Raw genomic sequence first — 13,570 nt, 5'->3', positions numbered from 1 at the left:
TTCTGCAAAACAGGGACAATCCAAATGCGCTATCTGCATACGATGGTTCGCGTCAAAGACCTGGACCAGGCTCTTCACTTCTATTGCAAGCTTTTCGGTCTCGAGGAGATCCGTCGATACGAAAACGAAAAGGGCCGCTTCACGCTCGTGTTTCTCGCCGCCCCGGGCGATCTCGCCCGCGCGAAGGGCGAATCATCTCCCTGCCTCGAACTCACCCATAATTGGGACCCGGAAGAATATACCGGCGGCCGCAATTTTGGCCACCTCGCCTATGAGGTCGATGATATCTACGCCTTTTGCCAGCACCTGATGGACAACGGCGTCACCATCAATCGTCCGCCGCGCGACGGCCATATGGCCTTCGTTCGCTCGCCCGACGGCATCTCCATCGAGATCCTGCAGAAAGGCGAGCATCTGCCTGCCCGCGAGCCCTGGGCCTCAATGGCCAACGCCGGCACCTGGTAAGCTTCGCGCAATTACGGACGCCTACGGTCAAACAGTGCCGTCGGCCTTGCCGTGCGGCGCAGGCACCAAAAGCCGGCGCGGCAGGATCAGAATCACAGTAAATGATCTTAAGGCCCGGCCAAGTGCCGGGCCTTTGCATTTATTTTGCGAAGCTGAAATAGGTTAGTGCAGGTTTACAAATCACGTGGTGTTCGTTACCTTGCCGCGCCAGACGTTCAAACGGGGCTCTGCTTCGTCGTCACTTGCGGGGAGAAGCCCTTTACTTTGCCTGACCTTCCCGTGGCGAGCCATTTGCTCACCGCGAGAAAAAGTTATTGCTGTTCCGTGAACATGTCTCGGGACTGAGGACTTAAGGCATGCCCTGGCAGAGCTCTGGGGCATGCACGGAGAGCGGGGATAAGGCGTTGCAACTTCTGGAATCGGGCTACGGGTTCCTGTCCGTCGGACGTGCGGCAGCATTGTCTGTATCACTCTTGGCATTGGCCGGTTGCGTGTCGGCCGTCGCCGACGGCGAAGCTCTGAATTCTTCCCAATCGCAGCAGACAACCGCAGAAGCGCAAACGGCGGCGTCTGAAACCGAAGGTGAGGCGCCGGGCGAGCAAGTCGCGGCGACCGATTCGGCGAGCGAACAGACAGCGGGGCCAACGGCGGGATCCGGGCAGGACGCCACAGCCCTGCAGCAGGGGCTGACGATGCAGAGCACCGCCCTCAACGCCACGTCTTCAAGCATCTACGGCCAATCGCCGCCCGCGCGCGCCGCGGCAAACGCTGCCGATCCGAGCCAGACTTCAGGGGCGACGCCGGGCGGAAATGCCCAGCCGACGGTGAATGCCACAAGCAACAGCCTTTTCAACGGCGGACAGGCCGCAGACGAGCAGCCGGTCCTTCAGCCGCAGCAAGGTGCCGCCAACGAAGCTCCAGCCGCGGTGCAGACCGCTGAGCCCACCTCAACCGTCCCGGAGACCACGGCCTATAGCGAGGTCCCCTCAGCGGTTCCGCTACCTCTAAGCGCTCAGGCGGCGTTGTCCGGCGCCGCCTCATCACCCTTGCAGACCGTGGAGGTCGCCTCCGTCGCGCAAGTGGCACCGCCCCCGGCGGGCACTGCGCAAGCGGCCGAATCGGGCGAGCCGGAGAAGCAAGCGCCGGAGATCAAGAAGGGCTGGACGCTTGCAAGCCTCTTCGCCGCCAAGCGCAACGAAAAGCCGCGCGGCGGCACGGAACGCGAGGTGCAGGTAGCCGACAAGAAGACGATCACCATCAGCAATGCGCGCGAGCCGCAGGTCGCCTCCCTCGCCTACACGTCACTGCCCGGGGTCAAGATGAACCCACTCTTCAACATGGAGCACGAGGATCACGCGGCCGACGAGGATGATGCACCGGTCGAGGTGGCGAATCTCTCCGGGCTCGCCCGCCTTGCTCCGAACGGCCTGATCCTGCAGACGGAGAAGGTGGAGACGGGCTGCTTCAAGCCGGCGCTGCTCGACTTGTTGAAGACGGTGGAAAGTCACTACGGCCGCAAGGTCATGGTCACGTCGGGGCTGCGCGCCATCAAGGTCAGCCGCAAGCGCCAGTCTCTCCATACGCGCTGCGAAGCGGCCGATATCCAGGTGCAGGGCGTAAGCAAATGGGAGCTCGCCGATTTCCTGCGCAGCATTCCGGGCCGCGGCGGCGTCGGCACCTATTGCCACACCGAATCGGTGCATATCGACATCGGCCCGCAACGGGACTGGAACTGGCGCTGCCGCCGCCGCAAGGGCTGATCGCGGCGGTCGTTTACGGCGCGGCAGCTAGGCAGCGTCGGCCAACGGCGCACGACATGGTCGAGCTGTTGTTGTTTTTCTGAGAAAAAATCAATTTGCCCCTTGCGGGAACCCAAAGCCCTATCTATAAGCCGCCCTGTCTTGGGCGCCCATCGTCTAGCGGTCTAGGACGCCGCCCTTTCACGGCGGAAACACGGGTTCGAGTCCCGTTGGGCGTGCCATTTTTCCTCTCCTATACTTATGGATACTTTGCTGCGCCTGGTGCTGTGGCCGCTATGCTTGCTTGGGGCGGGCGCACCAGAGGCAGTCTTCTTAGATCCGTAGAAAAATCAGAATAATTGCTTCCGGTCACTTGCGTGGACCCCAAGCTCTCTCTATAAGCCGCCTTGTCTTGGGCGCCCATCGTCTAGCGGTCTAGGACGCCGCCCTTTCACGGCGGAAACACGGGTTCGAGTCCCGTTGGGCGTGCCATTCCCTCTTTCGCATCCATTCTTTTTCATAGTATGGTGCTGGTCATTCGTCAGTAGGCGCCCATCGTCTAGCGGTCAGGACGCCGCCCTCTCACGGCGGTAACACGGGTTCGAGTCCCGTTGGGCGTACCATCCTCTTCGCAACGCATGAGCTAAAACTGTGCCGCAGGGCACGTGGCTTCGTTTCAGACGTTTTCCGAAGAAAAAATCGACTTTGCGGCTGTTGCTCACTTGCGGGAATCCAAAGCGCTCTCTATAAGCCACCTCGTCTTGGGCGCCCATCGTCTAGCGGTCTAGGACGCCGCCCTTTCACGGCGGAAACACGGGTTCGAGTCCCGTTGGGCGTGCCATCTTCCTGCTTCATCAAATTGTTCAAATACGCTTAGCAAGCTGCTGATTACGCGTCGCAACTTTGCTCGCGCCCGACTCAGTTCACTCTCGCTGCGTCCGTAACGCGCAATTGGACGCGGCGCGTTCCCTGCCATAGGTCCGGCGACAGGCAACCCGCAATGTGGACCGTCGCGCCGCGGCTGCCGAGCAGGAAATCGCCGAGCGGCGTTTCGATCGCTCGGAAGGCGATGCCGTCGATGCGGCTGCCGTCCTGACCCTCGAGTGTCACCTTCACATGATTGGCGCCAACGAGCCGGCTGTCCCGCAGCCGGTGTTGCGGAAAGGCGAAGACCGGCTGCGGATGGCCCGAGCCATAGGGTCCCGCCTGTTCGAGCAGATCGACAAGCTCGAGCGTCGCGCCGGCGGCGGAGAGCGCGCCATCCATCTTGAGGCTTTGAACAGCAACGAGATCGCGCACAGCGCCTTCCGCGCGCTCTTCGAAGAATTGCCGGAGCCTGCCGAGCTTGGCGCGCTCGACCGTCAGTCCGGCGGCCATTGCGTGTCCGCCGCCCTTTATGAGAAGACCGTTCTCGACGGCTGCGCGAACGAGCCGGCCCATGTCGAAGCCGTTGATCGACCGACCGGATCCCGTGCCGCGGCCGTTCGGGTCGAAGGCGATCGCGAAAGCCGGCCGGCGGAATTTCTCCTTGATACGGGCCGCAATGAGGCCGACGATGCCGGGGTGCCAATTCTCGCGCGCGGTCACGATCACCGATGCGTTCTCGCCCGTGCCGTATTCCGCCAGCACTTCCGCTTCCGCCTCGGCAAGCATCGCCGCCTCCATCGCCTGGCGTTCGCGGTTGAGCTCGTCGAGCTGGCTGGCGATGAATTCCGCGGCGGCAGGATCGTCGAGCGTCAACAGCCTGCTGCCGAGCGCAGCGTCGCCGATGCGCCCGCCAGCATTGATGCGCGGGCCGATCAGGAATCCAAAATGATAAGGCGTCACCGGCCCGCCGATGGCGGCCTTGCGCAAGAGAGCGGCGAGACCCGGATTACCCATGTGTCGCGCCGCGATCAGCCCCTTGACGACATAGGCACGATTCAAGCCCTTAAGCGGCACCACATCGCAGACGGTTGCAAGTGCAACGAGGTCGAGCTGCGCGAGCAGATCGAAGGACGTGGCCCGCATGTCTCCCTGCTGGCGCAGCACCCGCAATGTGTTGACCAGTACCAGATAGACGACCCCGGCCGCGCAGAGGTGTCCCTGCCCCGACAGATCGTCCTCGCGATTGGGATTGACCAGCGCGCGGCACGGCGGCAGGGTCGAGCCGACCTGGTGGTGATCGATGACGACGACATCGGCTCCACGCTCTGCCGCAACCGCGAGCGATTCATGGCTGGTCGAGCCGCAGTCGACGGTGACGATCAGATCGGCGCCGTTGTCGATCAGTTGTTCTATCGCCTGCGGATTCGGACCATAGCCCTCGAAAATACGGTCGGGAATGTAAATCTCGGCCTCGAGGCCAAAATGGCGCAGGAAACGCGCCATCAGCGCTGAGGAAGCCGCGCCATCGACGTCGTAATCTCCGAATATCACGACTTTTTCACCGCGACGGATCGCATCGCCCAGCCGCTCCGCCGCCTTTCGGCAATCCGTCAGCGTGTCGGGATCGGGCATGAGCGAGCGAAGTGTCGGGTCGAGAAAAGAGGCCGCGTCGTCCAGCCCCACGCCACGGCCGGCGAGCACGCGGGCGACGAGTTCCGAATAACCATGGACCTGACTGATCGCGAGCGCGCGGTTCTGGCCTGCCTGATCCAGCCGCGAGACCCAGCGCTGGCCGCCGACCGAGCGTTCGACGCCTAGAAATGCCCGCTGGATCGGATCCGCCAATTGGTCCATGCTGCCTGCCCGCCGAAATTCCCCCGTTCTTAACGAAGATTTCGGTTCGGCAAAACCGGCAGGCCGAACGCTCCGGCTCACAAGATGCGCACCGGGAAGGTTTCTCAACAGTTTTAATGCAAAAGAGCCGCTTACCAGTCCTTCGGCCGCTCGATGCGAATCACCTGCGGCTCGCCGACGAGATAGCCCTCGCCCTTGATCGCGACGATCGCCTTGCGCACGGAAGCCTCGAACGTCGCATGCGTGACTAGGATGATCGTCTTCGGTTCTGCAGGATCGGCGTAATGCTTGGAATGCTGCATGATCGATTCGAGCGAGATGTCGTTCTCCGCCATGTGCTTCGCGACATTTGCGAATACACCGGTCCTATCGACGACTTTCAGCCGGATGAAATATCCGCCCTCGTGGCTCTGCATCCGGGCGCGCTTGTAGGGTAGCAGCGCCTTTGCGGGGCGTCCAAATGCCGGCACGTGCTGGGCGCCCGGACGGCTCTTCGCGATGTCGGCGATATCACCGAGCACCGCCGATGCAGTAGCATCGCCGCCGGCGCCCGGACCGACCATCAGGAGCTCTCCGAGAATATCGGATTCGATCGCGACCGCATTCGTCACACCGTCCACCTGGGCGATGACGGTGTCGTAGGGCACCATGGTTGGATGCACACGCTGCTCGATACCGCTTTCGGTACGCTGGGCAACGCCGAGTAGCTTAATGCGATAACCGAGGTCGGCGGCCGCCTGGATGTCCTCGATCGAGATGTTGGTGATGCCTTCGAGATAGATGTCATCGGCAGCAATCGCGGTACCGAAGGCAAGGCTCGTCAATATCGAGAGCTTGTGCGCGGTGTCGTTGCCTTCGATATCGAAGGTCGGGTCGGCCTCGGCATAGCCGAGACGCTGTGCTTCCTTGAGACAGGCCTCGAAGGAGAGCCCCTCCTTCTCCATCTTTGTCAGGATGTAGTTGCAGGTGCCGTTCATGATCCCGTAGACGCGCGAGATGGTATTGCCGGTCATCGACTCGCGAAGCGCCTTGATGACCGGAATGCCGCCGGCGACCGCGGCTTCGTAATTCAGCAGCGCGCCGTGCTCCTCGGCAATTCCCGCAAGCTCGACACCGTGCGCCGCCAGCAGCGCCTTGTTCGCCGTCACCACATGGACGCCCCGCTGCAGCGCGGCCTTCACCGACGAATAGGCCGGATCCCCGGCACCGCCCATCAGCTCGATGAAGACATCGATGTCAGCTTCCGATGCCAGCGAGACCGCATCGTCGAACCAGGCGATCTTCGCAAGGTCCACGCCGCGGTCCTTCGACCGGTCCCGCGCGTTCACGGCCGTGATCTCGATCGCCCTTCCGCATGTGGTTGCCAGCATCTCATGACGATCCTGGAGAATCCGCACGAGCGAGGCACCGACCGTCCCCAAGCCCGCAATGCCGATTTTGAGGGCATCTGCCATAGCAAGTTCCTAACATGTAGAAGGCGCCCCGCCTCGAGCGGCCGGGCTATTGGTGCGGAAATACCTGTTCCCTACCGGTGTGCGTTGAGCGAGACAACGTTGTGCATCGTCTCCTCCGCCGTGGAGAGAAAGCGCTTGATGTTGCGCGCCGCCTGACGGATCCGGTGTTCGTTCTCGACGAGGGCCAGACGCACATAGTCGTCGCCCTGCTCGCCGAAGCCGATACCGGGCGCCACCGCGACATCCGCCTTTTCGACGAGCAGCTTCGAGAATTCGAGCGAACCCAAATGACGGAACTTCTCGGGGATCTTCGCCCAGGCGAACATCGTCGCCGGGGGCGGAGGCACCTCGAAGCCGGCCTTGCCGAAGCTCTCGACCATTACGTCGCGGCGGCGTCTGTAGATGTTTCGCACTTCGGCGATGTCGCTGCCGTCTCCGTTGAGCGCCTGGGTCGCGGCAACCTGGATCGGCGTGAAGGCGCCGTAATCGAGATAGGATTTCACACGCGTCAAGGCCGCGATCAGCCGTTCGTTGCCGACGGCAAAGCCCATGCGCCAGCCAGGCATCGAGAAGGTCTTCGACATCGACGTGAACTCGACGGTCACGTCGATCGCGCCCGGCACCTCCAGAACGGAGGGCGGCGGGACGTCGTTGAAATAGATCTCCGAATAAGCGAGATCCGACAGCACGATGATATCGTGCTTCTTCGCGAAGGCGACGACGTCCTTGTAGAAATCGAGCGTCGCGACCTGCGCTGTCGGATTGGACGGATAGTTGAGGATCAGCGCCAGCGGCTTCGGGATCGAATGCCGAACCGCCCGCTCAAGCGGCGGAAAGAAGCTCTCGTCCGGCTCGACCGAGATGGAGCGTATGACGCCGCCGGCCATCAGGAAGCCGAAGGCGTGGATCGGATAGGTGGGGTTCGGGCAGAGGACGACATCGCCCGGCGCGGTGATCGCCTGCGCCATGTTGGCGAAGCCTTCCTTCGAACCGAGCGTGGCGACGACCTGTGTTTCCGAATTGAGCTTGACGCCGAAGCGGCGGGCGTAATAGGCCGCCTGGGCGCGGCGCAGCCCCGGAATGCCCTTCGACGAGGAATAGCGATGCGTGCGCGGGTCCTGTACGACCTCGCAGAGCTTGTCGACGATCGACTGCGGAGTGGGAAGATCCGGATTGCCCATGCCGAGGTCGATGATGTCGGCGCCGGCGGCTCGCGCGCTTGCTTTCAAACGGTTGACCTGTTCGAAAACATAGGGCGGCAAACGCCGAACTTTATGAAACTCTTCCATCTCCAGACCTCGTTTGGCGCACGCATTTGCGGGCCAGTTCGGCATTCGCGGAGCATGCGCTGGGGTGAACGGCCGTCATAGCGGCCATTGAACGCTTTGCGGCCAAATCACGCGAAAGGCAAGCGCTAATTCTCGATCTCTTTCAGCGCATCGGGCCCGTGCCGCTCGGCCAGCAACTGCAGTTCCTTCAGTCGCCGCTGATATTCCGCTTCGGAGATGGCGCCGGAACGGCGTTGGCCGGCAAGCGCCGTCAGCCGCTCCTGCATGTTTACCGCCTCCTCGTCGGTCATCTGCTGCATGGCAGCAGGCCTCTGCCCATATACGGAAGGATAGGTGGCGAGCTCGGCCGTCGAGTTGCATCCGGCAAGCGCGATCGCGAGAATCAATCCGGAAATACGGGTAAGCGAACGCTGTTTTCCAACGGCAAGCATGCTGGCGATGACCCCTGTCTCTGCGGCGCGACGATGCGCTAGCCCTTGTAATCATTTTCGGGCAGAATGTAAAAACGCAAAACAAACAAGATGCTGTGGAGGACACCGGGTGACAGCGGAAAAGGCCGAGGACACCACCGGCAAAGGCGGTTTTGCCGGCTTCGACCCGAAATCGGTCGAGCCTTACATCGTCAAGGATCCCGAAAGCCTGGCCATCAACATGGCTCGCGCGGTCGAACAAATGGGAAAGGCGGCGTCCGCATGGCTAGCGCCGCGCGAGACGGGCGAGAAAGCCCACACGTTCGCCCAGCCCGTCTCCGACATGGTGAAGACGCTTTCAAAGGTCTCCGAATACTGGCTGTCCGATCCGAGGCGGACGCTCGAGGCGCAGACCAACCTCATGGGCAGCTTCTTCGACATCTGGTCGCGAACGGTCCACCGTATGGCCGGCGACATTGTCGAGGAACCGGAGATTCTCAAGCGTAACGACAAGCGCTTCGCGGACGAAGACTGGGTGAAGAATCCTTTCTTCGATTTCATCCGCCAGGCCTACTTCGTGACGTCCGATTGGGCGGAGCGCATGGTCGCGGGCGCCGAAGGGCTTGACGAGCACACCCGCCACAAGGCGGTATTCTATGTGCGCCAGATAGCGAGCGCGCTCTCGCCGACCAATTTCATCACCACCAACCCGCAGCTCTATAGGGAAACGGTAGCATCAAACGGCGCCAATCTCGTCAAGGGCATGCAGATGCTGGCCGAAGACATTGCAGCCGGCCGCGGCGAACTCCGGCTGAGGCAGACCGATACGAGCAAATTCGCGATCGGCGAGAACATTGCGATTACCCCGGGCAAGGTGATAGCGCAAAGCGACGTCTGCCAGGTCATTCAATACGAAGCGAGCACCGAGACCGTGCTGAAGCGGCCGCTGCTCATCTGCCCGCCGTGGATCAACAAGTTCTACGTCCTCGACCTCAACCCGGAGAAGTCCTTCATCAAGTGGGCGGTCGACCAGGGCCATACCGTGTTCGTCATCTCGTGGGTAAACCCGGACGAGCGGCACGCCACCAAGGACTGGGAAGCCTATGCGCGCGAAGGCGTCGGCTTCGCGCTCGACACCGTCGAGCGGGCAACCGGCGAACGTGAAGTGAACGCCATCGGCTACTGCGTCGGCGGTACACTGCTTGCGGCAACGCTCGCGCTTCACGCCGCCGAAGGCGACGACCGCATCCGCTCCGCGACGCTCTTTACGACGCAGGTGGACTTTACTTATGCCGGCGACCTCAAGGTCTTCGTCGATGAAGATCAGATCCGCCACGTCGAGGCGAATATGAGCTCCACGGGCTATCTCGAAGGCTCGAAGATGGCGACCGCCTTCAACATGCTGAGGGCTTCCGAACTGATCTGGCCCTATTTCGTCAACAACTATCTCAAGGGTCAGGATCCCCTGCCCTTCGATCTTTTGTACTGGAACTCCGACTCGACCCGGATGCCGGCGGCCAACCATTCCTTCTACCTTCGCAACTGCTATCTCGAGAACAAGCTGTCGAAGGGTGAAATGGTGCTGGCCGGCAAAAAGATCTCGCTCAAGGACGTGAAAATCCCGATCTACAATCTGGCGACGAAGGAGGATCACATCGCACCGGCGAAGTCGGTCTTCCTCGGCAGCAGCGGCTTCGGCGGCAAGGTTACCTTCGTGCTCTCCGGTTCCGGCCACATAGCCGGCGTCGTCAATCCACCGGCCAAGAGCAAATATCAGTTTTGGACGGGAGGGCCGGCCAAAGGCGACCTGGACGCCTGGGTTGAAAAGGCCAAGGAAACGCCGGGATCGTGGTGGCCCCATTGGCATAGCTGGGTCGAACGGCTCGACAAGCGCCGCGTGCCGGCCCGTAAAGCCGGCGGTCCCCTCAACTCGCTCGAGGATGCCCCCGGCTCTTTCGTTCGCGTGCGCGCCTGAACCAACGGAAGCGAAGTGAATTTCTCCCGTCCGCTCGTCCCTGCGACGCTCGTGCAGCGCTACAAGCGCTTCCTCTTCGACGCCGTTCTTGCCGACGGCACGCCGATTACCGGCTCGTGCCCGAATACCGGCTCGATGCGCGGGCTGACTGCGCCGGGATCGCCGATCTGGCTCTCGGAGCATGACAGTCCGACGCGCAAATATCGTCACATGCTGGAGATCGTCGAAGCGGACAGCACGCTTGTGGGCATCAATACCGGGCTGCCGAACCGGATCGCCGAAGAAGCGATCGCCGCCGGACAGGTCAGCGATCTCGACAGCTATTCAACACTTATGCGCGAGCAGAGATACGGGCGAAACTCCAGGGTCGATATCCTCCTTGCCGATCCGGTGAAGGGCCTCGCCTATGTCGAGGTCAAGAACGTCCACTTCAGTCGCGTTGGAGGACTTGCGGAGTTCCCGGACAGCCCGACCGAGCGCGGGGCGAAACACCTCGAAGAACTGGGGGACATGGTGGAGGCGGGCCACCGGGCGATCATGCTCTATCTCGTTCAAAGGAATGATTGCGCTTTGTTCCGCATATGCCGCGAACTCGATCCGGTTTATGCTCGTGCGTTCGAACGGGCGATTGCCCGCGGGGTGGAGGCCTATGCCGTCAGATGCGCCGTGTCGCCCGCCCAAATCGTGCCAGCGGGGCCGATGATAGTGGACGAACCCGTCCCCGCTGTTCTATGAAAACTGCCGGAAACGACGAAAGAGTTGCAATGGTAACCTACATCGAGGCCGGCGCTGCCCCTTACAAGAACACCGGCGTCATCCGTCTCTACGGCCCGGATGGATTTGAAGGCATGCGCAGGGCCTGCCAGGTGACGGCACGTTGCCTGGACGAGCTGGTGACGCGTGTACGCCCGGGCGTCACGACCGAAGAGATCGACCGCTTCGTCTTCGAGTTCGGCATGGATCATGACGCGCTGCCGGCGACCTTAAACTATCGCGGCTATACCAAGTCCTCCTGCACGTCGATCAATCACGTCGTCTGCCACGGCATCCCCAATGACAAGCCCTTGCGCGAAGGCGACATCGTCAACATCGACGTAACCTATGTGGTCGACGGCTGGCACGGCGATTCGAGCCGCATGTATCCGGTCGGAGAGATCAAGCGTGCTGCCGAGCGCCTGCTCGAGGTAACGCATGAATGTCTGATGCGCGGCATTGCTGCCGTCCGCCCGGGTGTCCGCACCGGCGCGATCGGCGAGGCGATCCAGGCCTATGCGGAATCGGAGCGCTGCTCGGTCGTGCGCGATTTCTGCGGTCACGGCGTCGGGCGGCTTTTCCACGATGCGCCCAACATCCTGCACTACGGCAACGGCAACGAAGGGCCGGAACTCAAAGAAGGCATGATCTTCACGATCGAGCCGATGATCAATCTCGGCCGGCCGCATGTGAAGGTTCTTTCCGACGGATGGACGGCCGTGACGAGGGACCGCTCGCTGTCGGCGCAGTACGAGCACACCGTCGGCGTGACCGCGGACGGCTGCGAAATCTTCACGCTTTCACCGGCCGGTCTGTTCAAGCCCGGCATTCGCGCCCTGGGCAACGCGTGACGAAGACCCCGATCCCCATCGAAGCCGATCCCGAGCAATCCGCCGACGAGCGGAAGTTCTTTGTCCAGCAGAAGACGCGGAACGCCAAGCGGGTAGCATCAACCGACGGTTTGGTCGAGGCGCATTACCACGGCCACCGCGACCGGCTGAGGGCGCGTTATCGCGAACAGGGCGATCAGGGGTTGGCGGATTACGAGGTCCTCGAACTCATCCTCTTCCGCCTGATCCCCCGGCGCGACACCAAGCCCATCGCCAAGGCCCTGCTTAGCCGTTTCGGGACGCTTGCCGGCGTCTTCGGAGCGCCACTCAACCTGCTGCAGGAAGTAAAGGGTGTCGGGGAATCCGTCGCGCTCGATCTCAAGCTGATCGCAACCGCGACGCAACGGATGCTGAAGAGCGAATTGCGCAACAAGCAGGTGCTGTCGTCCTGGAGCGCCGTCATCGACTATTGCCACGCCGCGATGGCACACGAGACGAAGGAGCAATTCCGTATCCTGTTCCTCGACAAGCGCAATGCGCTGATTGCCGACGAAGTGCAGCAGCAGGGCACGATCGACCACACCCCCGTTTACCCGCGCGAGGTCGTCAAGCGGGCGCTGGAACTATCCGCCACGGCCTTGATCTTGGTCCACAACCATCCCTCCGGCGATCCGACCCCCTCACGCGCCGATATCGAGATGACCAAGCTGATCGCCGAGGCCGCGAAACCGCTCGGCATCACGGTCCACGACCATGTCATCATCGGCAAGGATGGACATGTCAGCATGAAGGGGTTGCGGCTGTTCTAAAGGGCGCTCGCGTTCATGCAGATCACAGCCACCTCGCGCGTCGGAAGAAACGGTAGAGCGTGGCGCACACTACGAAGATCACGGCCAAAACGACGAAGTACCCGTAGCGAAATCTGAGCTCGGGCATCTCGTTGAAATTCATGCCGTAAATGCCGGCGATCGCAGTCGGAACGGCGAGAATCGCCGCCCAGGACGCGAGCTTGCGCGAGATTTCCGTCTGCTCCGACTGACCGATCATCAAGCTCGCTTCGAAGGTGAAGGCAAGCACTTCGCGAAGCGCGTCGATATCCTCCTGAACCCGGCGGACGTGATCGGTGACGTCGCGGAACAGCGGCTGCATCGCGGCGTCCATGCCCGGCAATTCGAGATGCTCATGCCGCCGGCAAACATCGACCAGCGGCACGACTGCAGTGCGTAGGCGCAGCAGATTGCGACGTAGCTTGTAGAGCCGCTCGATGTCCGTCTTGTCCAATCGCGAGCGCAACAGTCGGTCTTCCAATTCCTCGACCTCTCCGTGGATCGCCTCAACCACCGGCATGTAATTGTCGACGATGAAGTCGAGGATGGAATAGAGGATGTAGTTCTCGCCATGTGCAAGCGCGGCAGGCGACGACTCGCATCGCTGTCTCACCGCCATATAAGAGGTGGACGCACCGTGGCGCACGGAGATGATGTAGCCACGACCGACGAAGAGGTGGGTCTCACCGAAGGCGATCTCGTCCCCGACCATATGGGCCGTGCGGGCTACGACGAAGATCGCGTCGCCGTAGATTTCGAGCTTCGGACGCTGGTGCGCCTTGCCGGCGTCCTCGATCGCCAGATCATGCAGGTCGAATTCCCTTTGCACTTCCCGCAAAAGCGCTGGATCGGGCTCATGCAGGCCGATCCAGATGACGACGTTTTCACGGTTGCGCCACTCTCCCGCCTCTTCGACCTCGATGTCGCGCAGGCGGCGCCCATCCTGATAGACGGCCGCCGCCACGACGCCGGGGCGGCCGCCTGGCACCGCTTTGCTTTCGGCCTCTGGCAGGCGCTGCGCACCTGATGTGTCGCCGTCCGTCCGCTCCAGCGCCATTCCGTCGTTATCCTCAACCTTTCGCCGCCGAGCAAACAGCGGTTCCTCCG

At 62.0% G+C, this 13,570-nt stretch carries 10 protein-coding genes, 4 tRNA genes and 1 pseudogene; 10 read left to right on the top strand and 5 right to left on the bottom strand.

Going from position 1 to position 13,570, the window contains the following annotated elements; all coding sequences use genetic code 11:
- Positions 1-24 precede the first annotated feature (24 nt).
- From M728_RS06815 to M728_RS06790, 6 genes are all read left to right on the top strand, one after another.
- The gene (locus M728_RS06815) at positions 25-465 is read left to right on the top strand and encodes a VOC family protein (RefSeq protein ID WP_026623234.1); all 441 of its coding nucleotides are present in this window, start codon (positions 25-27) and stop codon (positions 463-465) included.
- Positions 466-869: 404 nt separating this feature from the next.
- Positions 870-2,225, top strand: a complete 1,356-nt coding sequence (locus tag M728_RS06810; RefSeq protein ID WP_026623235.1) for a YcbK family protein — start codon at positions 870-872, stop codon at positions 2,223-2,225.
- Positions 2,226-2,370: 145 nt separating this feature from the next.
- Positions 2,371-2,446 (top strand) — tRNA-Glu (locus M728_RS06805).
- Between the two features lie 174 nt (positions 2,447-2,620).
- Positions 2,621-2,696 (top strand) — tRNA-Glu (locus M728_RS06800).
- 56 nt (positions 2,697-2,752) lie between these two features.
- Positions 2,753-2,827: transfer RNA gene (locus tag M728_RS06795), tRNA-Glu, on the top strand.
- A 142-nt stretch (positions 2,828-2,969) separates the two neighbouring features.
- Positions 2,970-3,045 (top strand) — tRNA-Glu (locus M728_RS06790).
- A gap of 77 nt (positions 3,046-3,122) precedes the next feature.
- On the opposite strand, the gene recJ is transcribed toward M728_RS06790, so the two are convergent.
- The 4 genes from recJ to M728_RS06770 all read right to left on the bottom strand — a co-directional run bounded on the left by recJ (position 3,123) and on the right by M728_RS06770 (position 8,099).
- Positions 3,123-4,925 carry a single-stranded-DNA-specific exonuclease RecJ gene (recJ, locus tag M728_RS06785; RefSeq protein ID WP_026623236.1) on the bottom strand — a complete coding sequence of 601 codons (1,803 nt, stop codon included), beginning with the start codon at positions 4,923-4,925 and terminating at the stop codon, positions 3,123-3,125.
- A gap of 131 nt (positions 4,926-5,056) precedes the next feature.
- A complete protein-coding gene (locus tag M728_RS06780) occupies positions 5,057-6,379 on the bottom strand; it encodes a homoserine dehydrogenase (RefSeq protein WP_026623237.1) in 1,323 nt (440 codons plus the stop codon).
- A 71-nt stretch (positions 6,380-6,450) separates the two neighbouring features.
- Entirely contained in the window at positions 6,451-7,668 is a 1,218-nt protein-coding gene (locus M728_RS06775; RefSeq protein WP_026623238.1) for an LL-diaminopimelate aminotransferase, read from the bottom strand.
- Positions 7,669-7,793: 125 nt separating this feature from the next.
- Positions 7,794-8,099, bottom strand: a complete 306-nt coding sequence (locus tag M728_RS06770; RefSeq protein ID WP_026623239.1) for a hypothetical protein — start codon at positions 8,097-8,099, stop codon at positions 7,794-7,796.
- A 109-nt stretch (positions 8,100-8,208) separates the two neighbouring features.
- Here M728_RS06770 and phaC point away from each other — a divergent pair, with 109 nt between their 5' ends.
- From phaC to radC, 4 genes and pseudogenes are all read left to right on the top strand, one after another.
- On the top strand, positions 8,209-10,053 hold the full coding sequence (gene phaC / locus M728_RS06765; protein WP_026623240.1) for a poly(3-hydroxyalkanoate) polymerase subunit PhaC: 1,845 nt from the start codon (positions 8,209-8,211) through the stop codon (positions 10,051-10,053).
- A 15-nt stretch (positions 10,054-10,068) separates the two neighbouring features.
- Positions 10,069-10,788, top strand: a complete 720-nt coding sequence (gene sfsA / locus M728_RS06760; RefSeq protein ID WP_026623241.1) for a DNA/RNA nuclease SfsA — start codon at positions 10,069-10,071, stop codon at positions 10,786-10,788.
- Positions 10,789-10,817: 29 nt separating this feature from the next.
- Positions 10,818-11,657, top strand: coding sequence for a type I methionyl aminopeptidase (gene map, locus M728_RS06755; RefSeq protein ID WP_026623242.1), 840 nt, complete (start codon positions 10,818-10,820; stop codon positions 11,655-11,657).
- A gap of 119 nt (positions 11,658-11,776) precedes the next feature.
- A pseudogene (gene radC, locus M728_RS06750) lies at positions 11,777-12,445 on the top strand (DNA repair protein RadC); the annotation flags it as partial.
- Between the two features lie 22 nt (positions 12,446-12,467).
- Here the strand turns inward: radC and M728_RS06745 are convergent.
- Positions 12,468-13,520, bottom strand: a complete 1,053-nt coding sequence (locus M728_RS06745) for a magnesium and cobalt transport protein CorA (RefSeq protein ID WP_084044701.1) — start codon at positions 13,518-13,520, stop codon at positions 12,468-12,470.
- Positions 13,521-13,570 lie beyond the last annotated feature (50 nt).

It is taken from the genome of Ensifer sp. WSM1721 (assembly GCF_000513895.2).
Classification (GTDB): Bacteria; Pseudomonadota; Alphaproteobacteria; order Rhizobiales; family Rhizobiaceae; genus Sinorhizobium.
This window is presented reverse-complemented; position numbering and strand designations above follow the sequence as displayed.